Annotated in this window: 10 protein-coding genes; 6 read left to right on the plus strand and 4 right to left on the minus strand. The window is 70.0% G+C overall.

The annotated features are described in order from the left end of the window. Position 1 precedes the first annotated feature (1 nt). The gene (locus ACFY3D_RS26355) at positions 2-655 is read right to left on the minus strand and encodes a nitroreductase family protein (RefSeq protein ID WP_389983779.1); all 654 of its coding nucleotides are present in this window, start codon (positions 653-655) and stop codon (positions 2-4) included. Next, positions 655-1788, minus strand: a complete 1134-nt coding sequence (locus ACFY3D_RS26360) for a CaiB/BaiF CoA transferase family protein (RefSeq protein ID WP_389983782.1) — start codon at positions 1786-1788, stop codon at positions 655-657. Before ACFY3D_RS26360 ends, ACFY3D_RS26355 begins: the two co-directional genes overlap by 1 nt. Before the next feature lie 200 nt (positions 1789-1988). On the opposite strand from ACFY3D_RS26360, the gene ACFY3D_RS26365 reads away from it, so the two are divergent. The 4 genes from ACFY3D_RS26365 (at position 1989) to ACFY3D_RS26380 (ending at position 7398) form a co-directional block, all read left to right on the plus strand. Beyond that, a complete protein-coding gene (locus tag ACFY3D_RS26365; protein WP_389983785.1) occupies positions 1989-3671 on the plus strand; it encodes a serine/threonine-protein kinase in 1683 nt (560 codons plus the stop codon). Position 3672: 1 nt separating this feature from the next. Next, positions 3673-4653, plus strand: a complete 981-nt coding sequence (locus ACFY3D_RS26370) for an NAD(P)-dependent oxidoreductase (RefSeq protein WP_389984245.1) — start codon at positions 3673-3675, stop codon at positions 4651-4653. A 118-nt stretch (positions 4654-4771) separates the two neighbouring features. Beyond that, positions 4772-6121, plus strand: coding sequence for an FAD-binding oxidoreductase (locus tag ACFY3D_RS26375; RefSeq protein WP_389984248.1), 1350 nt, complete (start codon positions 4772-4774; stop codon positions 6119-6121). A gap of 17 nt (positions 6122-6138) precedes the next feature. Further along, the gene (locus tag ACFY3D_RS26380) at positions 6139-7398 is read left to right on the plus strand and encodes a class I SAM-dependent methyltransferase (protein ID WP_389983787.1); all 1260 of its coding nucleotides are present in this window, start codon (positions 6139-6141) and stop codon (positions 7396-7398) included. A gap of 103 nt (positions 7399-7501) precedes the next feature. On the opposite strand, the gene ACFY3D_RS26385 is transcribed toward ACFY3D_RS26380, so the two are convergent. Next, entirely contained in the window at positions 7502-9034 is a 1533-nt protein-coding gene (locus ACFY3D_RS26385) for a long-chain fatty acid--CoA ligase (RefSeq protein WP_389983790.1), read from the minus strand. 170 nt (positions 9035-9204) lie between these two features. On the opposite strand from ACFY3D_RS26385, the gene ACFY3D_RS26390 reads away from it, so the two are divergent. Both ACFY3D_RS26390 and ACFY3D_RS26395 read left to right on the plus strand, forming a co-directional pair. Further along, a complete protein-coding gene (locus ACFY3D_RS26390) occupies positions 9205-10758 on the plus strand; it encodes a GMC family oxidoreductase (RefSeq protein ID WP_389984251.1) in 1554 nt (517 codons plus the stop codon). 356 nt (positions 10759-11114) lie between these two features. Continuing rightward, complete coding sequence (locus ACFY3D_RS26395) at positions 11115-12290, plus strand: cytochrome P450 (protein ID WP_350946107.1); 1176 nt, start codon at positions 11115-11117, stop codon at positions 12288-12290. Between the two features lie 49 nt (positions 12291-12339). Here ACFY3D_RS26395 and ACFY3D_RS26400 read toward each other — a convergent pair whose 3' ends face one another. Continuing rightward, on the minus strand, positions 12340-14967 hold the full coding sequence (locus ACFY3D_RS26400) for a hypothetical protein (RefSeq protein ID WP_389983794.1): 2628 nt from the start codon (positions 14965-14967) through the stop codon (positions 12340-12342). Between the last annotated feature and the right edge of the window lie 245 nt (positions 14968-15212).

The following is a 15212-nucleotide window of genomic DNA, read 5'->3' on the forward strand; positions in this document are numbered from 1 at the left end:
TTCAGCCTTCCTGCCCCCACAGAGGCTCGGGGATCTCGAAGCCCACGTCCTGGCCCCACCGGTTGCGGTAGCTCACCTCGTGCGCGGGGCGTCGGGGCGCGACGCCCCAGCGTCCGGTGGGGTAGCCGAAGGTGACCGTGCAGGCCAGGGCCCAGCCCTTGCCCTCGGGCACGCCGAGCACCCGCAGCGTCTCCTCGGCGTGGAAGATGCCGAGCACGCTGGTCAGCGCGCTGCCCACTCCGTGGGCGCGGGCGGCGAGCTGCGCGCTCCACACCGAGGGGAAGATCGAGCCGCCGGACGGGTCGTTGCGGACGAACGCGAACAGCAGCAGCGGATAGCCCTCGAAGTGGTCGGCCAGGTACTGGGCCGACTTCAGGACGCTGAGCGTCCGGGTGTCGCCCTCGGCCTCGGCCTTCTCGCGCATCGGCCGGTAGTGGCCCTCGAAGAGCTGTCCGAGCGCGTCCCTGTAGAGGGGGCCGAGCCGTTCCTTCACCGCGAGGTCGTCGACGAGCAGAAAGCGCCAGCTCTGCACGTTGCCGCCGCTGGGCGCGCGGACCGCGGCGTCCAGGATGCTTCGCTGGACCTCCTCGGGGATCGGGTCCGGCCTGACCCTGCGCATCGCCCTGGTGGTGTAGAGGGCCTCGAAGACGTCCATCAGGCCAGCACCCCCGCTTCGCGCAGCCGTGCCGCGGTCTCGTCGGTCAGGCCCCAGGAGGAGAGGTCGTCCATCCGGGTGGAGGGGGAGAGGTCCTGCTCGGGCGCGCCGAGCAGGCGTGGCGTGGGCACGGGCTGTCTGATCCCGCCGATGTCGACGAACGTGCCCCTCGCCTTGTGGTGTGGGTGATCCGCGGCCTCGCCCATTTCCAGCACCGGGGAGACGCAGGCGTCCGTACCGTAGAAAACCGCCTCCCACTCGGCGCGGGTCCTGGATCGGAACGCCTCGGCGAGCCGCTCGCGGAGCGCGGGCCACCGTGACCTGTCGTCTCGGTCGGGCAGGTCCTCCAGGCCCATCAAGGTGATCATCTCCGTCCAGAACTGCGGCTCCAGCGCGCCGACGGCCATGTATCCGCCGTCGGCGGTCTCGTAGGTGTCGTACATCGGAGCGCCGGTGTCCAGCAGGTTCGTGCCGCGCGGGCCCCAGCCGCCGGTCTGCACGCCGTGGTAGAACATCGCGAACAGCGTCGCCGCGCCGTCCACCATGGCGGCGTCGATCACCTGTCCCTCGCCGGTCCGCTCCCGCTCGATCAGCGCCAGCAGCACGCCGTACGCGAGCATGAGGCCGCCTCCGGCGAAGTCGCCGAGGATGTTGATCGGCGGGGTGGGGCGCTCGCCCGCGCGGCCCAGCATCGACAGCGCGCCGGAGACGGCGATGTAGTCGATGTCGTGCCCCGCGGTCGGGGCGAGCGGACCGTCCTGGCCCCAGCCGGTCATCCGCCCGTAGATGAGGCGCGGGTTGACCGCGTGCAGGTCGGCCGGGCCGATGCCGAGGCGCTCGGCGACCCCCGGCCGGAAGACGTCGACGACCACGTCGGCCCGGCGGGCCAGTTCCTTGAACGCGGCGACCCCCTCGGGGGACTTGAGATCCAGGCCGACCGTCCGCTTGCCCCGGTCCATCACGTCGGCGCGTGGCCTGTCCCCGGCCTTGGCGACGACGCTCACGCGATCGACGCGCAGCACCTCGGCCCCGTGGTCGGCCAGCATCATCCCGGCGAACGGTCCGGGGGCCAGTCCCGCCAGTTCGAGCACGCGGACTCCGGCCAGCGGGCCCTTCCTGGTCACGCGCTCCATCGACATTCTCCTCGGGTGTCGCCGGTTCTCTTCTGGTACGGCGTCGGCAAGCAATCACTTGGTCGTGACCACTGCCGACTCCCGCCACAGTAGAACAACATTCGACTTTCGATGGCAAGACACATCGCCAGGAGCCACATGAGGCCCGCGCGTGTATGGGAAACTTGCGCCCTCTCCGAATGGTACCTAGGGGTCTTACGATGACATATCCGCACAGTGAACGGGTGGTCGCTGGGCGCTATCGGTTGCTGCGAGAGCTCGGCCGGGGCGGGATGGGCGTGGTGTGGGAAGGCTACGACACCCTTCTCGACCGCTCGGTCGCCGTCAAGGAGGTGCTCCTACCGCCCAACCTCTCCCCGGCCGAGCACCAGGTCCAGCTGACCCGCACCTCCCGCGAGGCCAGGACCGCGGCGAGGCTCAACCACCGGGGCATCGTGGCGATCTACGACGTGGCGGAGCAGGACGGCCGCCCCTGGATCGTGATGGAGCTGGTCAGGGCGCGCGGGCTGGACGAGGTCGGCCCGCTGCCGGTGCGCCAGATCGCCGACATCGGCCGCCAGGTCCTGTCGGCCCTGCGCGCGGCCCACGAGGCCGGGATCCTGCACCGCGACGTCAAGCCGAGCAACATCCTGCTGGACGCCGAGGGGCGCGCGGTGCTCTCCGACTTCGGCATCGCCACCGTCGAGGGCGACACGTCGCTCACCCAGACGGGCATGGTGACGGGCTCGCCCAGCTTCCTGCCGCCCGAGCGCGCCACCGGCGTCGACGCCGGCCCCTGGTCGGACCTGTGGGCACTCGGCGCCACCCTTTACGCCGCCCTGGTCGGCCGGGGACCCTTCGAACGCCGCGACGCCATCTCCACCCTCAGTGCGCTCCTCACCGAGGAGCCCGACTTCGGTCCGGTACCCCCGGAGATGCGAGCGGTGCTCATCGGCATGCTCCAGCGGGAGCCCGCCCACCGGCTGACCGTGCGGCAGGCCGACGCGATGCTGGCGGAGGTGATCGACAACCCGTCGGCCGCGGCCCGCCGCACCGGGGAGACCGCCGTCCGCCCCGCACCGACAGGCCGGGGGCACCGCACGGAGGGTCGGGGACACCGTACGGAGGAGAGCTTCGGCCACACCGGCAGGACCGCCCAGAACAGGCACGAGACCGGGATCTCGGCCGCCTCCGGTCGTCGCGGGGGAGGGCGGCTCCCGCTGATCCTGGGTGCCGTCGTGGTCCTGGCCGCGGGTGGCGCCGCGGCGGCCGTGGCGATGTCGGGATCCGGCCAGCAGCCGGTGGCGCGTTCCGTGCCCACGGTCGCCCAGACCGAGCCGACGCCGGTGGAGCAGAGCACGTCGCCGACGCCCACCCCGACACCGACTCCCACCCAGACTCCGACCCCGACCAGAACGACGACGCCCGCCGGCGGGCTGAAGGTGTGGCGGGCACGTCCCCCGGAGAACTGGTCGATCAGCTACCCGGCCGGATGGAGCGGCGACTGGGCGGCCGAGACGGGATACACCCAGTGGCTGCGTCGCGACGGGGCCGCCCACATGTCGGTGGAGCCGCTGGAGGGAGACGCCGACGGACTGGAGGCACTCCAGGAGGTCGTGAGGGAGAACGCGGCCCAGTGGAGTGAGATCCACTCCGAGGACACGCTCAGCATCCCCCTCGCCTACGGGTCCGGGCTCCAGTGGGAGTTCACCTGGAGTATGAAGGACGGCGGGGGAGCACCCTGGGCCAAGTCCGGGGTGACCTATCACGAGGTGCGGCGGTTCATCGCGGTGGGCAACTCGGTGCTGGTGCTCAGCTGGACCACCCACGAGGCCGACTGGGACACCCAGCGTGCCCTCATGACCCGCGTGTTCAACAGCTTCCACCCCCGCGGGGGTGAGTGACATGCCCTGGAAGGTGCTCGCGCTGCCGCCGCTGCCCGAGGACGCGGTGCGCAACCTGCTCGGCTCGCTCGGCGACCGGGTCGCCGTCTCGGTTCCCGCGACCCGAGACAGAAAGTCGCTGCTCGCCGCACTCGGCGACGCCGAGATCGTGGTCGGCGACTGGAGCGGCGGGCTCACCCTGGACGCCGAGGCCGTCCGGGCCGCGCCGGACCTGGCGTTCGTGCAACAGCCCTCCGTGGGGGTGGACGGCCACGATCTCGCCGCGCTCGCCGCGGCGGGCGTGCCGCTGGCCAACACCGCGGGGGTGAGCGCGATCGGGGTGGCCGAGTGGTGCCTCGCCGCCGCCCTCGCGCTGTCGCGGCGGCTGCTCGACGCCGACGCGACGGTCCGCGCGGGGCGCTGGCCGCAGCTGGACCTCGGCCCCGCCGAGCTGTACGGATCACGCGTCGGCATCGTCGGGTTCGGCCCGATCGGCGAGGCCGCCGCCCGGATGTTCGCCGCCCACGGATGCGAGGTCTCCTACTGGACCCGTACGCCGCGCGAGGTGCCCTACACCTACCGGGAGCTCGGTGATCTCGTCGCGAGCTCCCAGGTGCTCGTTCTGGTCGTCCCGCTGACGCAGGAGACCAGGGGGATGATCGACCCCTCCCTGATGCCCGCGGGCTCGCTGCTGGTGAACGCGGCGAGGGGACAGGTGGTCGACTCGGCGGCGCTGCTGGAGGCCCTGGAGTCCGGGCACCTGGGTGGCGCCGCGCTCGACGTGTTCGACACCGAGCCGCTGCCGCAGGACGACCCGCTGCGCACCGCTCCCCGGGTCCTGCTCTCGCCGCACGTGGCCGGGGTGACCCCTCAGTCGACCGGCCGCCTGATCCGCTGCGTGCTGGACAACCTGGAGGCCGCGATCGAGGGCCGCCCTGTGACGAATGTGGTCAACGGGGTTGATGCGGTGGTCGGTCGAAGATCATTGGAAGAGCGGTCGTAGAGTTTTCTCGTGTTTAACGCGTCCCACCTGGTTCCGGAGACATCCGAGATATAGCGTGCCTAGGGGCGATCTTTCTGATGAGGTCATGGGGGTGATTACCGTGCGACAGACGACAGGGATGCCGGCGCACCGGCAGGCGGTGGAACAGATCAGGGCGTCCTACGCCGCCATCCCGCAGGACGCGGCGCCCCGGCTCTCCAAGGCCACCACGAACCTGTTCCGGTTCAGGGACGGCGCCCGCTCGGCGAAGCTGTCGGCCAAGGACCTGGACCAGGTGATCGAGGTCGACCCGGTGGCGATGACCGCCGAGGTCCAGGGGATGACCACCTACGAGAACCTGGTGGACGCCACGCTCGCCCACGGGTTCATGCCGCACGTCGTGCCACAGTTGAAGACGATCACACTGGGCGGGGCGGTGACGGGGCTCGGCATCGAGTCCACCAGCTTCAGGGACGGGCTGCCGCACGAGTCGGTGGAGGAGCTGGAGATCCTCACCGGTGACGGACGGATCGTCGTGGCCCGTGACGACAACGAGCACCGCGACCTGTTCCGCGCGTTTCCCAACTCCTACGGCACGCTCGGCTACGCCCTGCGGATCCGGATCAAACTCAAGCGCGTCCAGCCCTACGTCAGGCTGACCCACATCCCGTTCGGCGACGCCGACAAGTGCATGCTCGCGATGCGGGAGATCTGCGAGCGCGGCGAGTACGAGGGCGAGCGCGTCGACTTCGTGGACGGCACGTTCTTCGGGCCCGGCGAGCTCTACATCACGGTGGGCCGCTTCGCCGACCGTGCCCCCTACCTCTCCGACTACACCGGGATGCGCATCTACTACCGGTCGATCCAGACCAGGACCCGTGACTGGCTCACCGTGCGCGACTACCTGTGGCGCTGGGACACCGACTGGTTCTGGTGCTCACGTGCCTTCGGCGTGCAGACCGCGCTGGTGCGGTCCCTGATGCCGCGCAAGTGGATGCGTTCGGACGTCTACCGCAGGCTCGTCGGTCTCGACCGCAAGTACGGGGTGATCGCCAGGGTCGACCGCTGGCGCGACCTGCCGGTACAGGAGTCGGTCATCCAGGACATCGAGGTGCCCGTCGAACGCGGTGCCGAGTTCCTGGATTTCTTCCACACCAAGGTCGGGATGGCGCCGGTCTGGATGTGCCCGCTGAGGTCCACGGGCGAGTGGCCGCTCTACCCGCTGGAGCCGGGACGGCTTTACGTCAACTTCGGCTTCTGGGGAACGGTGCCGCTCCCCAGGGGGCAGTTCGACGGTTATCACAACCGTCTGATCGAGAACCGGGTCCACGAGCTGGAGGGGCATAAATCGCTGTACTCCACTTCGTTTTACCCAGAAGATGAATTCTGGCGGTTTTATAACGGAACCGCCTACTGGCCGGTCAAGCGGGCATACGACGGGGGTGGCCGGTTGCTCGACCTCTACGACAAGTGTGTTCGGGGGCGTTAGTAGGAGAGGTTGTTTCTGTGTCGCTCGCAGAGATCTTCGAGAAGGTCATGGGGCCCGAGGCGGACGTGCGCTTCGTCGCCTACGACGGAAGTAAGGCCGGAGCGGACGGTGCCGACATCAGCGTCGAGGTGAAAACCCCGGCCGCCGTCGCCTACCTGGCGCAGGCACCCGGAGAGCTGGGTCTGGCGAGGGCGTACGTGTCAGGACATCTCGACGTCCACGGTGACATGTACACCCTGCTGTCCCGCATGTGGTCGCTCACCGTCAACGACATCCCGGTCGGGCAGAAACTCTCGGCCATTCGGGCCATCGGGGTCCGCCCGCTGCTGACGCGAATGCCGCCGCCTCCGCAGGAGGTGCGGCGCAGCATGCTCGCCCGGATGGGCAGCAGGCACGCCAAGCAGCGCGACGCCGAAGCCATCCACCACCACTACGACGTCTCCAACAAGTTCTACTCGTGGGTGCTCGGCCCTTCCATGGCCTACACCTGCGCGGTCTTCCCCGAGCAGGACTCCACGCTGGAGGAGGCGCAGCTCGCCAAGTTCGAGCTCGTCGCCCGCAAACTGGCACTCAAGCCCGGCATGAGGCTGCTGGACGTCGGCTGCGGCTGGGGCGGCATGGTCATCCACGCCGCCCGCGAGTACGGCGTGAAGGCGCTGGGTGTCACGCTCTCGCGTCAGCAGGCCGAGTGGGCGCAGAAGGCCATCGCCGAGGCCGGTCTCGGCGAGCTCGCCGAGGTCCGCCACATGGACTACCGCGACGTGTCGGAGACCGGCTTCGACGCCGTCAGCTCGATCGGCCTGACCGAGCACATCGGCAAGGACCAGTTGCCCTTCTACTTCCGTTTTCTTTACGACAAGCTCGTCCCCGGCGGACGGCTGCTCAACCACTGCATCACCCGCCCGACGGGCACGGAGAAGACGCTCAACGCCGGCGGGTTCATCAACCGCTACGTCTTCCCCGACGGAGAGCTGGAGTCGGTCGGCTACCTGGCCCGCCAGATCGAGGACACCGGCTTCGAGATCCGCCACGAGGAGAACCTGCGCGAACACTACGCGCAGACCCTCCGCTTCTGGTGCGCCAACCTCGACGACCACTGGGACGAGGCGGTCCAGGAGGTCGGCGAGGGCACGGCACGGGTCTGGCGCCTCTACATGGCGGCCTGCGTGGTCGGCTTCGAACGCAACAAGATCCAGCTTCACCAGGTTCTCGGGGTGAAGCTCCACGACGACGGCAGGGCCGGCGTCCCGCTCCGCCCCTCGACCGACTGGCCCTGATCTCCGGGACACCCGCTCACGCGCGGGTTCCGGGAGGCACGTCGCGTGCCTCCCGGAACCGGCGGCGCCGCCGTGCTCTCACCGGCCGTGGACCTCTCGTCTTTCAGCGGAGCTCGCGCTTGAGGATCTTCCCGGTCGCGGTCATCGGCAGGGTGTCACGGAACTCGATGATCCGCGGATACTTGTACGCGGCCATGTTCTGCCTGCTCCAGGCGACGAGCTCGTCCTCGGTGATCGTCGCGCCGGGGGTGCGGATGACGTACGCCTTGACCTCCTCGCCGTGCGAGTCGTGGGCGATCCCGACCACCGCCGCGAGGGAGACCTCGGGATGGGTGATCAGGACCTCCTCCAGTTCGCGCGGGTAGACGTTGAAGCCACCCCGAATGATCATGTCCTTCACCCGGTCGATGATGGCGTAGTAGCCGTCGGCGTCGCGGGTGGCGATGTCGCCGGTGCGGAACCAGCCGTCCCGCATGACCTCGGCGGTCGCCTCGGGCCGGTTGTAGTAGCCCTTCATGACGTTGTGGCCGCGGATCGCGATCTCGCCGGGCCCCTCACCCTCGATCGTCTTCCAGTCGGCGTCGATCAGCTTCATCTCCACCCCCCAGATCGGGGTGCCGATCGAGCCGGGCTTGCTGGGCCTGCCCGGCTGGTTGAAGCTGGCCACCGGGGAGGTCTCCGACAGGCCGTAGCCCTCCAGGATCCCGATCCCGAAGGTCCTCTCGAAGTCCTTGAGCACCTCGACGGGGGAGGAGGCGCCACCGGCGGCCGCGACCTTGAGCGAGGTGGGCACCTCGTCGCCGTCCGCGTGGATCTTCGACAGCATGGCCCAGTACATGGTCGGCACACCCGCGAACAGCGTGACGTTCTCGGCGCGCATCAGCTCCAGGGCCGGGCCCGGCTCGAAGCGCGGCAGGAGCACGATGGTCGCCTGGCGCCGGAACCCGGCGTTCATGACGACGGTCTGCCCGAAGGAGTGGAACAGCGGCAGCACCGCGAGATAGGCGTCGCCGCCCTCGCTCCTGGGGAACATCTCATCGGCGACCATGGCGTTGAGCAGCATGTTCTGGTGGCTGAGCTCGGCGCCCTTGGGCTGGCCCGTCGTGCCGCTGGTGTACAGGATCACCGCGGTGTCGTCGGGTGAGGTCTGTACGGTCTCGAACTCGCCGGACACGCCGTCCAGCGCCGCCCACAACGTCTCCCCGTACTCGGACTCGGTGGCGAACGCGGTGGCGGGCAGGATGAGGAGGTGTTCCGCCGAGGACTCCTCGAAGCCCGCCCTCCCGCGCTCGCCCAGCGGCAACTCGGGGGTGCCCTCGAAGCAGAACAGCGCCTTGGCCTGTGAGTCCTCCAGGTGGTAGGCGATCTCTCTGGACTGCAGCAGCACGTTGAGCGGCACGACCGTCGCGCCGGCCTTGAGGATCCCGTAGTAGACGAAGGGGAAGTAGGGCAGGTTGGGGCAGGCCAGCGCCACCTTGTCGCCCTTACCGATCCCCCGGGAGACCAGTAGGTTGGCAACCTGGTTCGCGATGGTGTCGACCAGGGAGTACGGCAGCCGCAGGTCACCGAAGACCAGTGCGGTGCGGTCGGGGGCCTCCCGGGCGCTGTCCTCCAGGGCGATCGACAGGTTGAGCATCGTGCGTCCTCCTCCGAGCGGGCTCTGACTTGCTCATACTGGCAGCCGGAGATACCGACCGGTAGGTAGCGCGGCTACGAATTGACTGGCAAAGCGTGGGGGAGTAAGCAGATGAGAGCGCGCTCACGGGGAGACGGGCCGGTCGTCTGTGTGATGAGAGGTCATTGAGCGTGGAGTACGACTACGTCATCGTGGGTGCGGGGTCGGCCGGATGCGTGCTGGCCAACCGTCTTTCCGCCGACTCTCGCGTGAGGGTCGCCCTCATCGAGGCGGGTGGTTCCGACCGGAGACTCGAGGTCCGGATGCCCGCCGGTTTCGCCAAGCTCTTCAAGACCGAGTGCGACTGGGACTTCACCACCGTCGGGCAGCCCGAGCTGTCCGGCAGGGAACTCTACTGGCCGCGCGGCCGGATGCTCGGCGGGTCCTCCTCGATGAACGCCCAGATGTGGGTGCGCGGGCACCGCGCCGACTACGACGGATGGAACGTGCCAGGCTGGTCTTATGAGGAGGTCCTTCCGTACTTCCGCAGGGCCGAGCGCCGCACGGGCTCCAACCACGGAGATGTGTACGGCACGAAGGGCCCGATCCACATCTCGGAGCTGCGCTCCCCGAACCCCGCCACCGCGCTCTTCCTGCGGGCCTGCGAGGAGTTGGGCATCGCCCGCCTGGACGAGCTCAACGGCCCCTCCAACGAGGGCTGCTCGCCGACACCCGTCACCCAGCACAGGGGCCGCCGCTGGAGCTCCGTCGACGCCTACCTCGCCCCCGCGGCCGGGCGACCCAACCTCACCGTGCTGACCTCCTCGCGGGTACGCCGGGTGCTCGTCGAAGACGGGCGGGCGACCGGGGTGGAGTACGGCGACGCAGCGGTGGCCCGGGCGCGGGGAGAGGTCATCCTGTCGGCCGGGGCGATCGGCTCACCGCACCTGCTCATGCTGTCGGGCATCGGCCCGGTGGACGAGTTGCTGGCCGCGGGCGTCGGGCCGGTCCACGAACTGCCCGAGGTCGGCGCCAACCTCCAGGACCATCTCGCCTCGGGCGTCTTCCTGCACTGTCTCAAGCCGATCACCCTCGCCGGTGCCGAGTCGATCGGCAACCTGCTCCGCTTCCTGGCCGGGGGCCGGGGCATGCTCACCTCCAACGTCGGCGAGGCCGTGGCGTTCATCCGCACCTCGGACGAGGAGCCCGCCCCCGACATCGAGCTGATCTTCGCTCCCGGGTCGTTCATCGGCCACGGCCTCACCCCGCCGCCCGGTCACGGCCTGACCATCGCCTCGATCCTGCTCCGGCCGGAGAGTCGAGGCCGCCTCTCGCTGGACGGCGAGGACATCGTGATCGACCCCGGCTACCTGACGGCGCAGGCCGACGTCCGCCGTCAGGTGGCCGGGCTGCGCAAGGCCGGGGAGTTGTTCGCCACCGAGGCGCTCCGGCCACTCGCGGGGCCACCGATGGACCCGTACTGGGGTCCGAGGACCGAGGAGGGGCTCGTCCGCTGGATCCGCGAACGCAGCGAGACCCTCTACCATCCGGTCGGCACCTGCCGGATGGGTGAGGATCCCGGATCGGTGGTGGATCCCGCCCTGAGGGTGCGGGGGATCGCCGGTCTGAGGGTGGCCGACGCCTCGATCATGCCGGTCATTCCCCGGGGACACACCCACGCGCCCACCGTAATGATCGCCGAAAGAGCCGCCGACCTCGTCGCCGAGGACTCGCCGAGGCGTTGAGGCGCGAGATGCCGGGGCGTCGAGGTGCCCGGGTGCCCGGGTGCCCGGGTGCCGGGGGGCGGGGCGTTGTGACGTCGGTCACCGGGAAGTCTCCCGCGTACCGGTCGCGCGGGAGGACCGGCTTGGCCGGGCTCCGGCCTTCCTTTCGCGGGGTCGCAGGGGGGAGCATGTTCTTCAGGACGGGCGCTTCCCACATCGGGAGTGCTCCGGGAAAGGCGACGACCTCGTTCTGCGCTGGTTGAGGTGAGGGTCCTGTGGCAGGATCCAAGAAGCAGAACGCGGTTCTAGTGGAGGCTGGCGTGACGGTTTCACTCGCGGACATCGACCTGTCGGACATCTCCTTCTGGGAGCGGCCGATGGCGGAGCGGGAGGCCGCTTTCGCGGTGCTTCGCGCGCAGCCGGGCCCCGTCCTCTTCGCCGAGCCCGAGATCCCCTTCGCCCCGCCGGGTCCCGGCTACTACGCCCTCGTGCGGCACGCGGACATCATCGAGGCGAGCCGCCACCCCGACGTCTTCTCCTCCGGCCGGGGGGCGACGTCCATCCAGGACCTCGGCCCCGACTTCGGCGAGTACTTCGGCTCGATGATCAATATGGACGATCCCCGGCACGCGAGACTGCGCAGGATCGTCTCCCGGGCGTTCACGCCAAAGATGATCAAGCAGTTCGAGGTCGACGTCGAGGCCGCCGCCGTGCGGATCGTGGACGATCTGATCGCGAAGGGCCCCGGCTGCGACTTCGTGACCGAGGTGGCGGCGAAACTGCCCTTGAAGATCATCTGCGACATGATGGGCATCGGACCCGAGCACTACCAGGCGGTCTTCGACGCCACGAGCATCATCCTGTCGGGCGGAGACCCCGAGTTCATCGCCGACGTCAGTCGCGCCGCCGAACTGCTCCTCGGCGCGGGGCAAGGGCTCCAGGACCTCGTCGTCTCCCTGGCCGCCGAGGGCGGAGACAACCTCACCACCGCACTGACCAGCGCCAACATCGACGGCGAGAAGCTGACGATGCAGGAGCTCGGCTCGTTCTTCATCCTGCTGGTGGTGGCGGGCAACGAGACCACCCGCAACGCCATCTCGCACGGTCTGCACCTGTTCAGCGAGAACCCCGACCAGCGAGCACTGCTGCTCGAAGACTTCGAAGGACGCCTGCCCGGTGCCGTCGAGGAGATCGTCCGCCTCGCCTCGCCCGTCGCCTGGATGCGCCGCAGCCTCACCCGCGACCACGAGATGAACGGCCACCTCTACCGCGAAGGCGAGAAGGTCCTGCTGTACTACTGGGCCGCCAACCGCGACGAGAGCGTCTTCACCGATCCGCACCGCTTCGACATCCAGCGCACCGAGGGCCCGCACATCGGCTTCGGCGGGCCAGGGCCGCACTTCTGCCTCGGCGCCCACCTGGCCCGCCGCGAGATCACCGTGATGTTCCGCGAGCTGTTCACCCGCCTGCCCGACATCCGTTCCGAGGGGGAGCCCGACCGTCTGCGCTCCAGCTTCATCAACGGCATCAAGCGGATGAGGTGCACCTTCTAGCCTTACGTGACCTTCCGGTGCTCCTCGCCCCTCAGAACGGGAGCGGTGCTCACCGCTCCAGCGCGCGGATCGACTTGAAGACGGTGTTGATGTCGGGGAGCAACTCCTTCTTGCTGTCCGGCACCGACATGTAGACGATCGCGGGCAGGTCGGCGCCGGTGCTCACGGCGGCCACGACCATGGTCGTCTTCGAGTCGCCCGAGGTGATCTCATACGCGGCGAGCTGGCCGGGCAGGCCGTTCACCGACAGGGTCTGCTGGGCGGTCTTGCGGGCGGTGTTGCCCTCGGGGAAGAACTTGTTGCGCCCGCTGGAGGCGACCGCGTTGATCACCGGTGCGAGGTTCTCCGGCGAGGTGTACTTCGCCTTCAAACGCGGGGAGAGCGGACCCGACATCAGCTGGGCGAACTGGGTCTTGCCCGTGGAGTCCGGGCCCGCGGGGAGGTACTGGCGGGTCGTGAAGCCGTAGCTGGCGGGCATGCCGGGACGCTGGTCCTGCCGCCAGGGGGCACCGAGCTGTGCCAGGGTGATCCCCGCCTGCTGGTCGGTGAGCGTACCGACCACCGGTGAGGCGTCGCCGGTGAAGCGCGGCAGACGGCCGATGGCGGCGGGCTTGGTCGACTTCTGGGTCGCCGCGGGCTTGGGATCGGCGGGGATCTCCTCGTCGGCCGAGGCGAGCGGCCCGGCCAGGAAGGCCCAGAGCACCGCGCCGAGCAGCGCGATGACCACGGATCCGGCGAGCGCGAAGATCCAGACCGGTCGGCCCCGCTCCCCGTCCTCCTCGTCCTCGATGGCCTGATAGTTGTCGCCGAAGACCGTGTTCCACAACTCCTGCTGGCGCTCCGGCGGAGGTGTCTTCGGGCCGCTGATCTGACCCGCGGTGACGAACGGCTTGTTCGGGTCGGACGGGTCACGACTCAGATGATGGCCGGGCTGGCCAGGCTGGTTCGCCTGACCAGGCTGAGGCTGGCCTGGCTGGGACTGCCCCTGCTGGGGTCCGCCCTGTCGCGGGTCGGCTCCGGGGTGAACAGGGGGTGCTCCCAGAGCCGAGGACGCGTTGGGGGCCGCCGCGTTCGCCGCGGCCAGGGCCCACATGGCGGGGTTGTCGGGCACGCCGTAACCGCGCCGGGCGTTTTCGCCGCCGGAGTCGCCGCCGTTCTGGGGGCCGTTCGGGTGGCCGCCATCGGGTGAGCTGCCGCCGAAGGGGGTGGCGCCGGCTTGGGAACCCTGAGCGGTGCCGGGGAGGGCGCCGCCGGAGCGAGCGGCCGGAGCGTCACCGTTCGCCCAGGCGGGGGAGAACGTCGAGGTGGGGGCCTCGGCGAATCCCGCGTTTCCCGGGGAGGCCGGGGGCCAGGTGTCACCGCCCGCCGGAGAGGTGGGCGGCCAAGCGGCGTTCTCCGCCTGCGCCGGCGGCCACGCGTTGTTCTCCGCCGAGGGGCGACCGGAGGGCTGCCCCGGTGCGGTGGCCTGCCACGTCTCACCCGCCGCGCCGGAACCCTGCCGCTGGGCGTTCCCCTGCGGGCTGGTCGCCTGTGCCCAGCTGTCGGCCTGCGGGTTTTGGGTGCGGTCGCTGTGGGGTGGGGTGGGGGGCCAGGTGTCGTCGGGAGTGGCTGCTTGGGGCCGGCCGCCGGGGGAGTCCGTCTGGGGGGCCTGGCGCTGGTCGCCGTTGTGGGACTGGGGGGAGGTGGGCTGCGGCCATCCGTTGCCGTTGCCGGGTGGGGTCTGGTGCCGGTTGTCGGTGCCCCGCGGACCCGATGCCTGCGCCCAGCCGTCGGCCTGTGAACCGGATCCTTGCGCCCAGCCGTCTGCTTGAGAACCGGACCCCTGTGCCCAGCCGTCGTTGTTCTGGGGAGCCGAGGCCTGTGCCCAGCCGCCTGCCTGCGGGCTGGTCGCCTGTGCCCAGCTGTCGGCCTGCGGGTTTTGGGTGCGGTCGCTGTGGGGCGGGGTGGGGGGCCAGGTGTCGTCGGGAGTGGCTGCTTGGGGCCGGCCGCCGGGGGAGTCCGTCTGGGGGGCCTGGCGCTGGTCGCCGTTGTGGGACTGGGGGGAGGTGGGCTGCGGCCATCCGTTGCCGTTGCCGGGTGGGGTCTGGTGCCGGTTGTCGATGCCCCGCGGACCCGACGCCTGCGCCCAGCCGCCGGCCTGTGCGGCGGATCCTTGCGCCCAGCCGTCGTTGTTCTGCGGGGCCGACGCCTGTGCCCAGCCGTCGGCCTGTGAACCGGATGCCTGTGCCCAGCCGTCTGCTTGAGAACCGGACCCCTGTGCCCAGCCGTCGTTGTTCTGCGGGGCCGAGGCTTGCGCCCAGCCGTCGTTGCGCGGACTGAAGGCATCAGGCCAGCTGCTGACCTGAGGGTTGGTCGCCTGTGCCCAGCCGTCGTTGTTCTGCGGGGCCGAGGCTTGCGCCCAGCCGTCGGCCTGGGGGCTCTGCGGGCGGCCGTCGCTCTGGGGCGGGGTGCTCTGGGACCGGCCGCCGCCGGGGAGGTCGGCCTGGGATGTGGAGGCGCGCTGTCCTTCGCCGGGTGAGGTCTGCCAGGAGGGGCCGTTGCCGCTCTGCTGCTCGTCCTGCGGGAGGGGCAGCCGGGGTCCGGTGCCAAGCGAATCGTTCGACCACGAGGGCGACGGCTCGGCAGCCTCCGGCCATGCCGAAGGCAGGTGGGACTGGCTGGACTGCTCCGAGGCCATGCTTTCCTTACCTCCCGCGCGGGTGCCCGAATTAGGCGTATTGGGCATGGTCTCACGTGAGACGGGGGGGCTCGCAGGGAAACTGGAGAACGCCCCCCTGAACTGGAGTCCGGTGGGGTCGGTCGGCGGATCCTGCATGGGCAGGCCGACCTCCATCGGATCCGGGCCCTGCCCCGACTCTGCTGAATGTGCCACGGTTAGAAGAGTAAACGCGAGAGACATACGAGGTCACAACAGGCGTATAG

It is taken from the genome of Streptosporangium sp. NPDC000509, assembly GCF_042898365.1.
Taxonomy (GTDB): Bacteria; Actinomycetota; Actinomycetes; order Streptosporangiales; family Streptosporangiaceae; genus Streptosporangium.

What these genes read in the sequence shown, in the direction of transcription:
- ACFY3D_RS26355 (WP_389983779.1), bottom strand. Translation starts at nt 655, where the DNA reads ATGGACGTCTTCGAGGCCCTCTACACCACCAGGGCGATGCGCAGGGTC.
- ACFY3D_RS26360 (WP_389983782.1), bottom strand. Translation starts at nt 1,788, where the DNA reads ATGGAGCGCGTGACCAGGAAGGGCCCGCTGGCCGGAGTCCGCGTGCTC.
- ACFY3D_RS26365 (WP_389983785.1), top strand. Translation starts at nt 1,989, where the DNA reads ATGACATATCCGCACAGTGAACGGGTGGTCGCTGGGCGCTATCGGTTG.
- ACFY3D_RS26370 (WP_389984245.1), top strand. Translation starts at nt 3,673, where the DNA reads ATGCCCTGGAAGGTGCTCGCGCTGCCGCCGCTGCCCGAGGACGCGGTG.
- ACFY3D_RS26375 (WP_389984248.1), top strand. Translation starts at nt 4,772, where the DNA reads ATGCCGGCGCACCGGCAGGCGGTGGAACAGATCAGGGCGTCCTACGCC.
- ACFY3D_RS26385 (WP_389983790.1), bottom strand. Translation starts at nt 9,034, where the DNA reads ATGCTCAACCTGTCGATCGCCCTGGAGGACAGCGCCCGGGAGGCCCCC.
- ACFY3D_RS26395 (WP_350946107.1), top strand. Translation starts at nt 11,115, where the DNA reads ATGGCGGAGCGGGAGGCCGCTTTCGCGGTGCTTCGCGCGCAGCCGGGC.
- ACFY3D_RS26400 (WP_389983794.1), bottom strand. Translation starts at nt 14,967, where the DNA reads ATGGCCTCGGAGCAGTCCAGCCAGTCCCACCTGCCTTCGGCATGGCCG.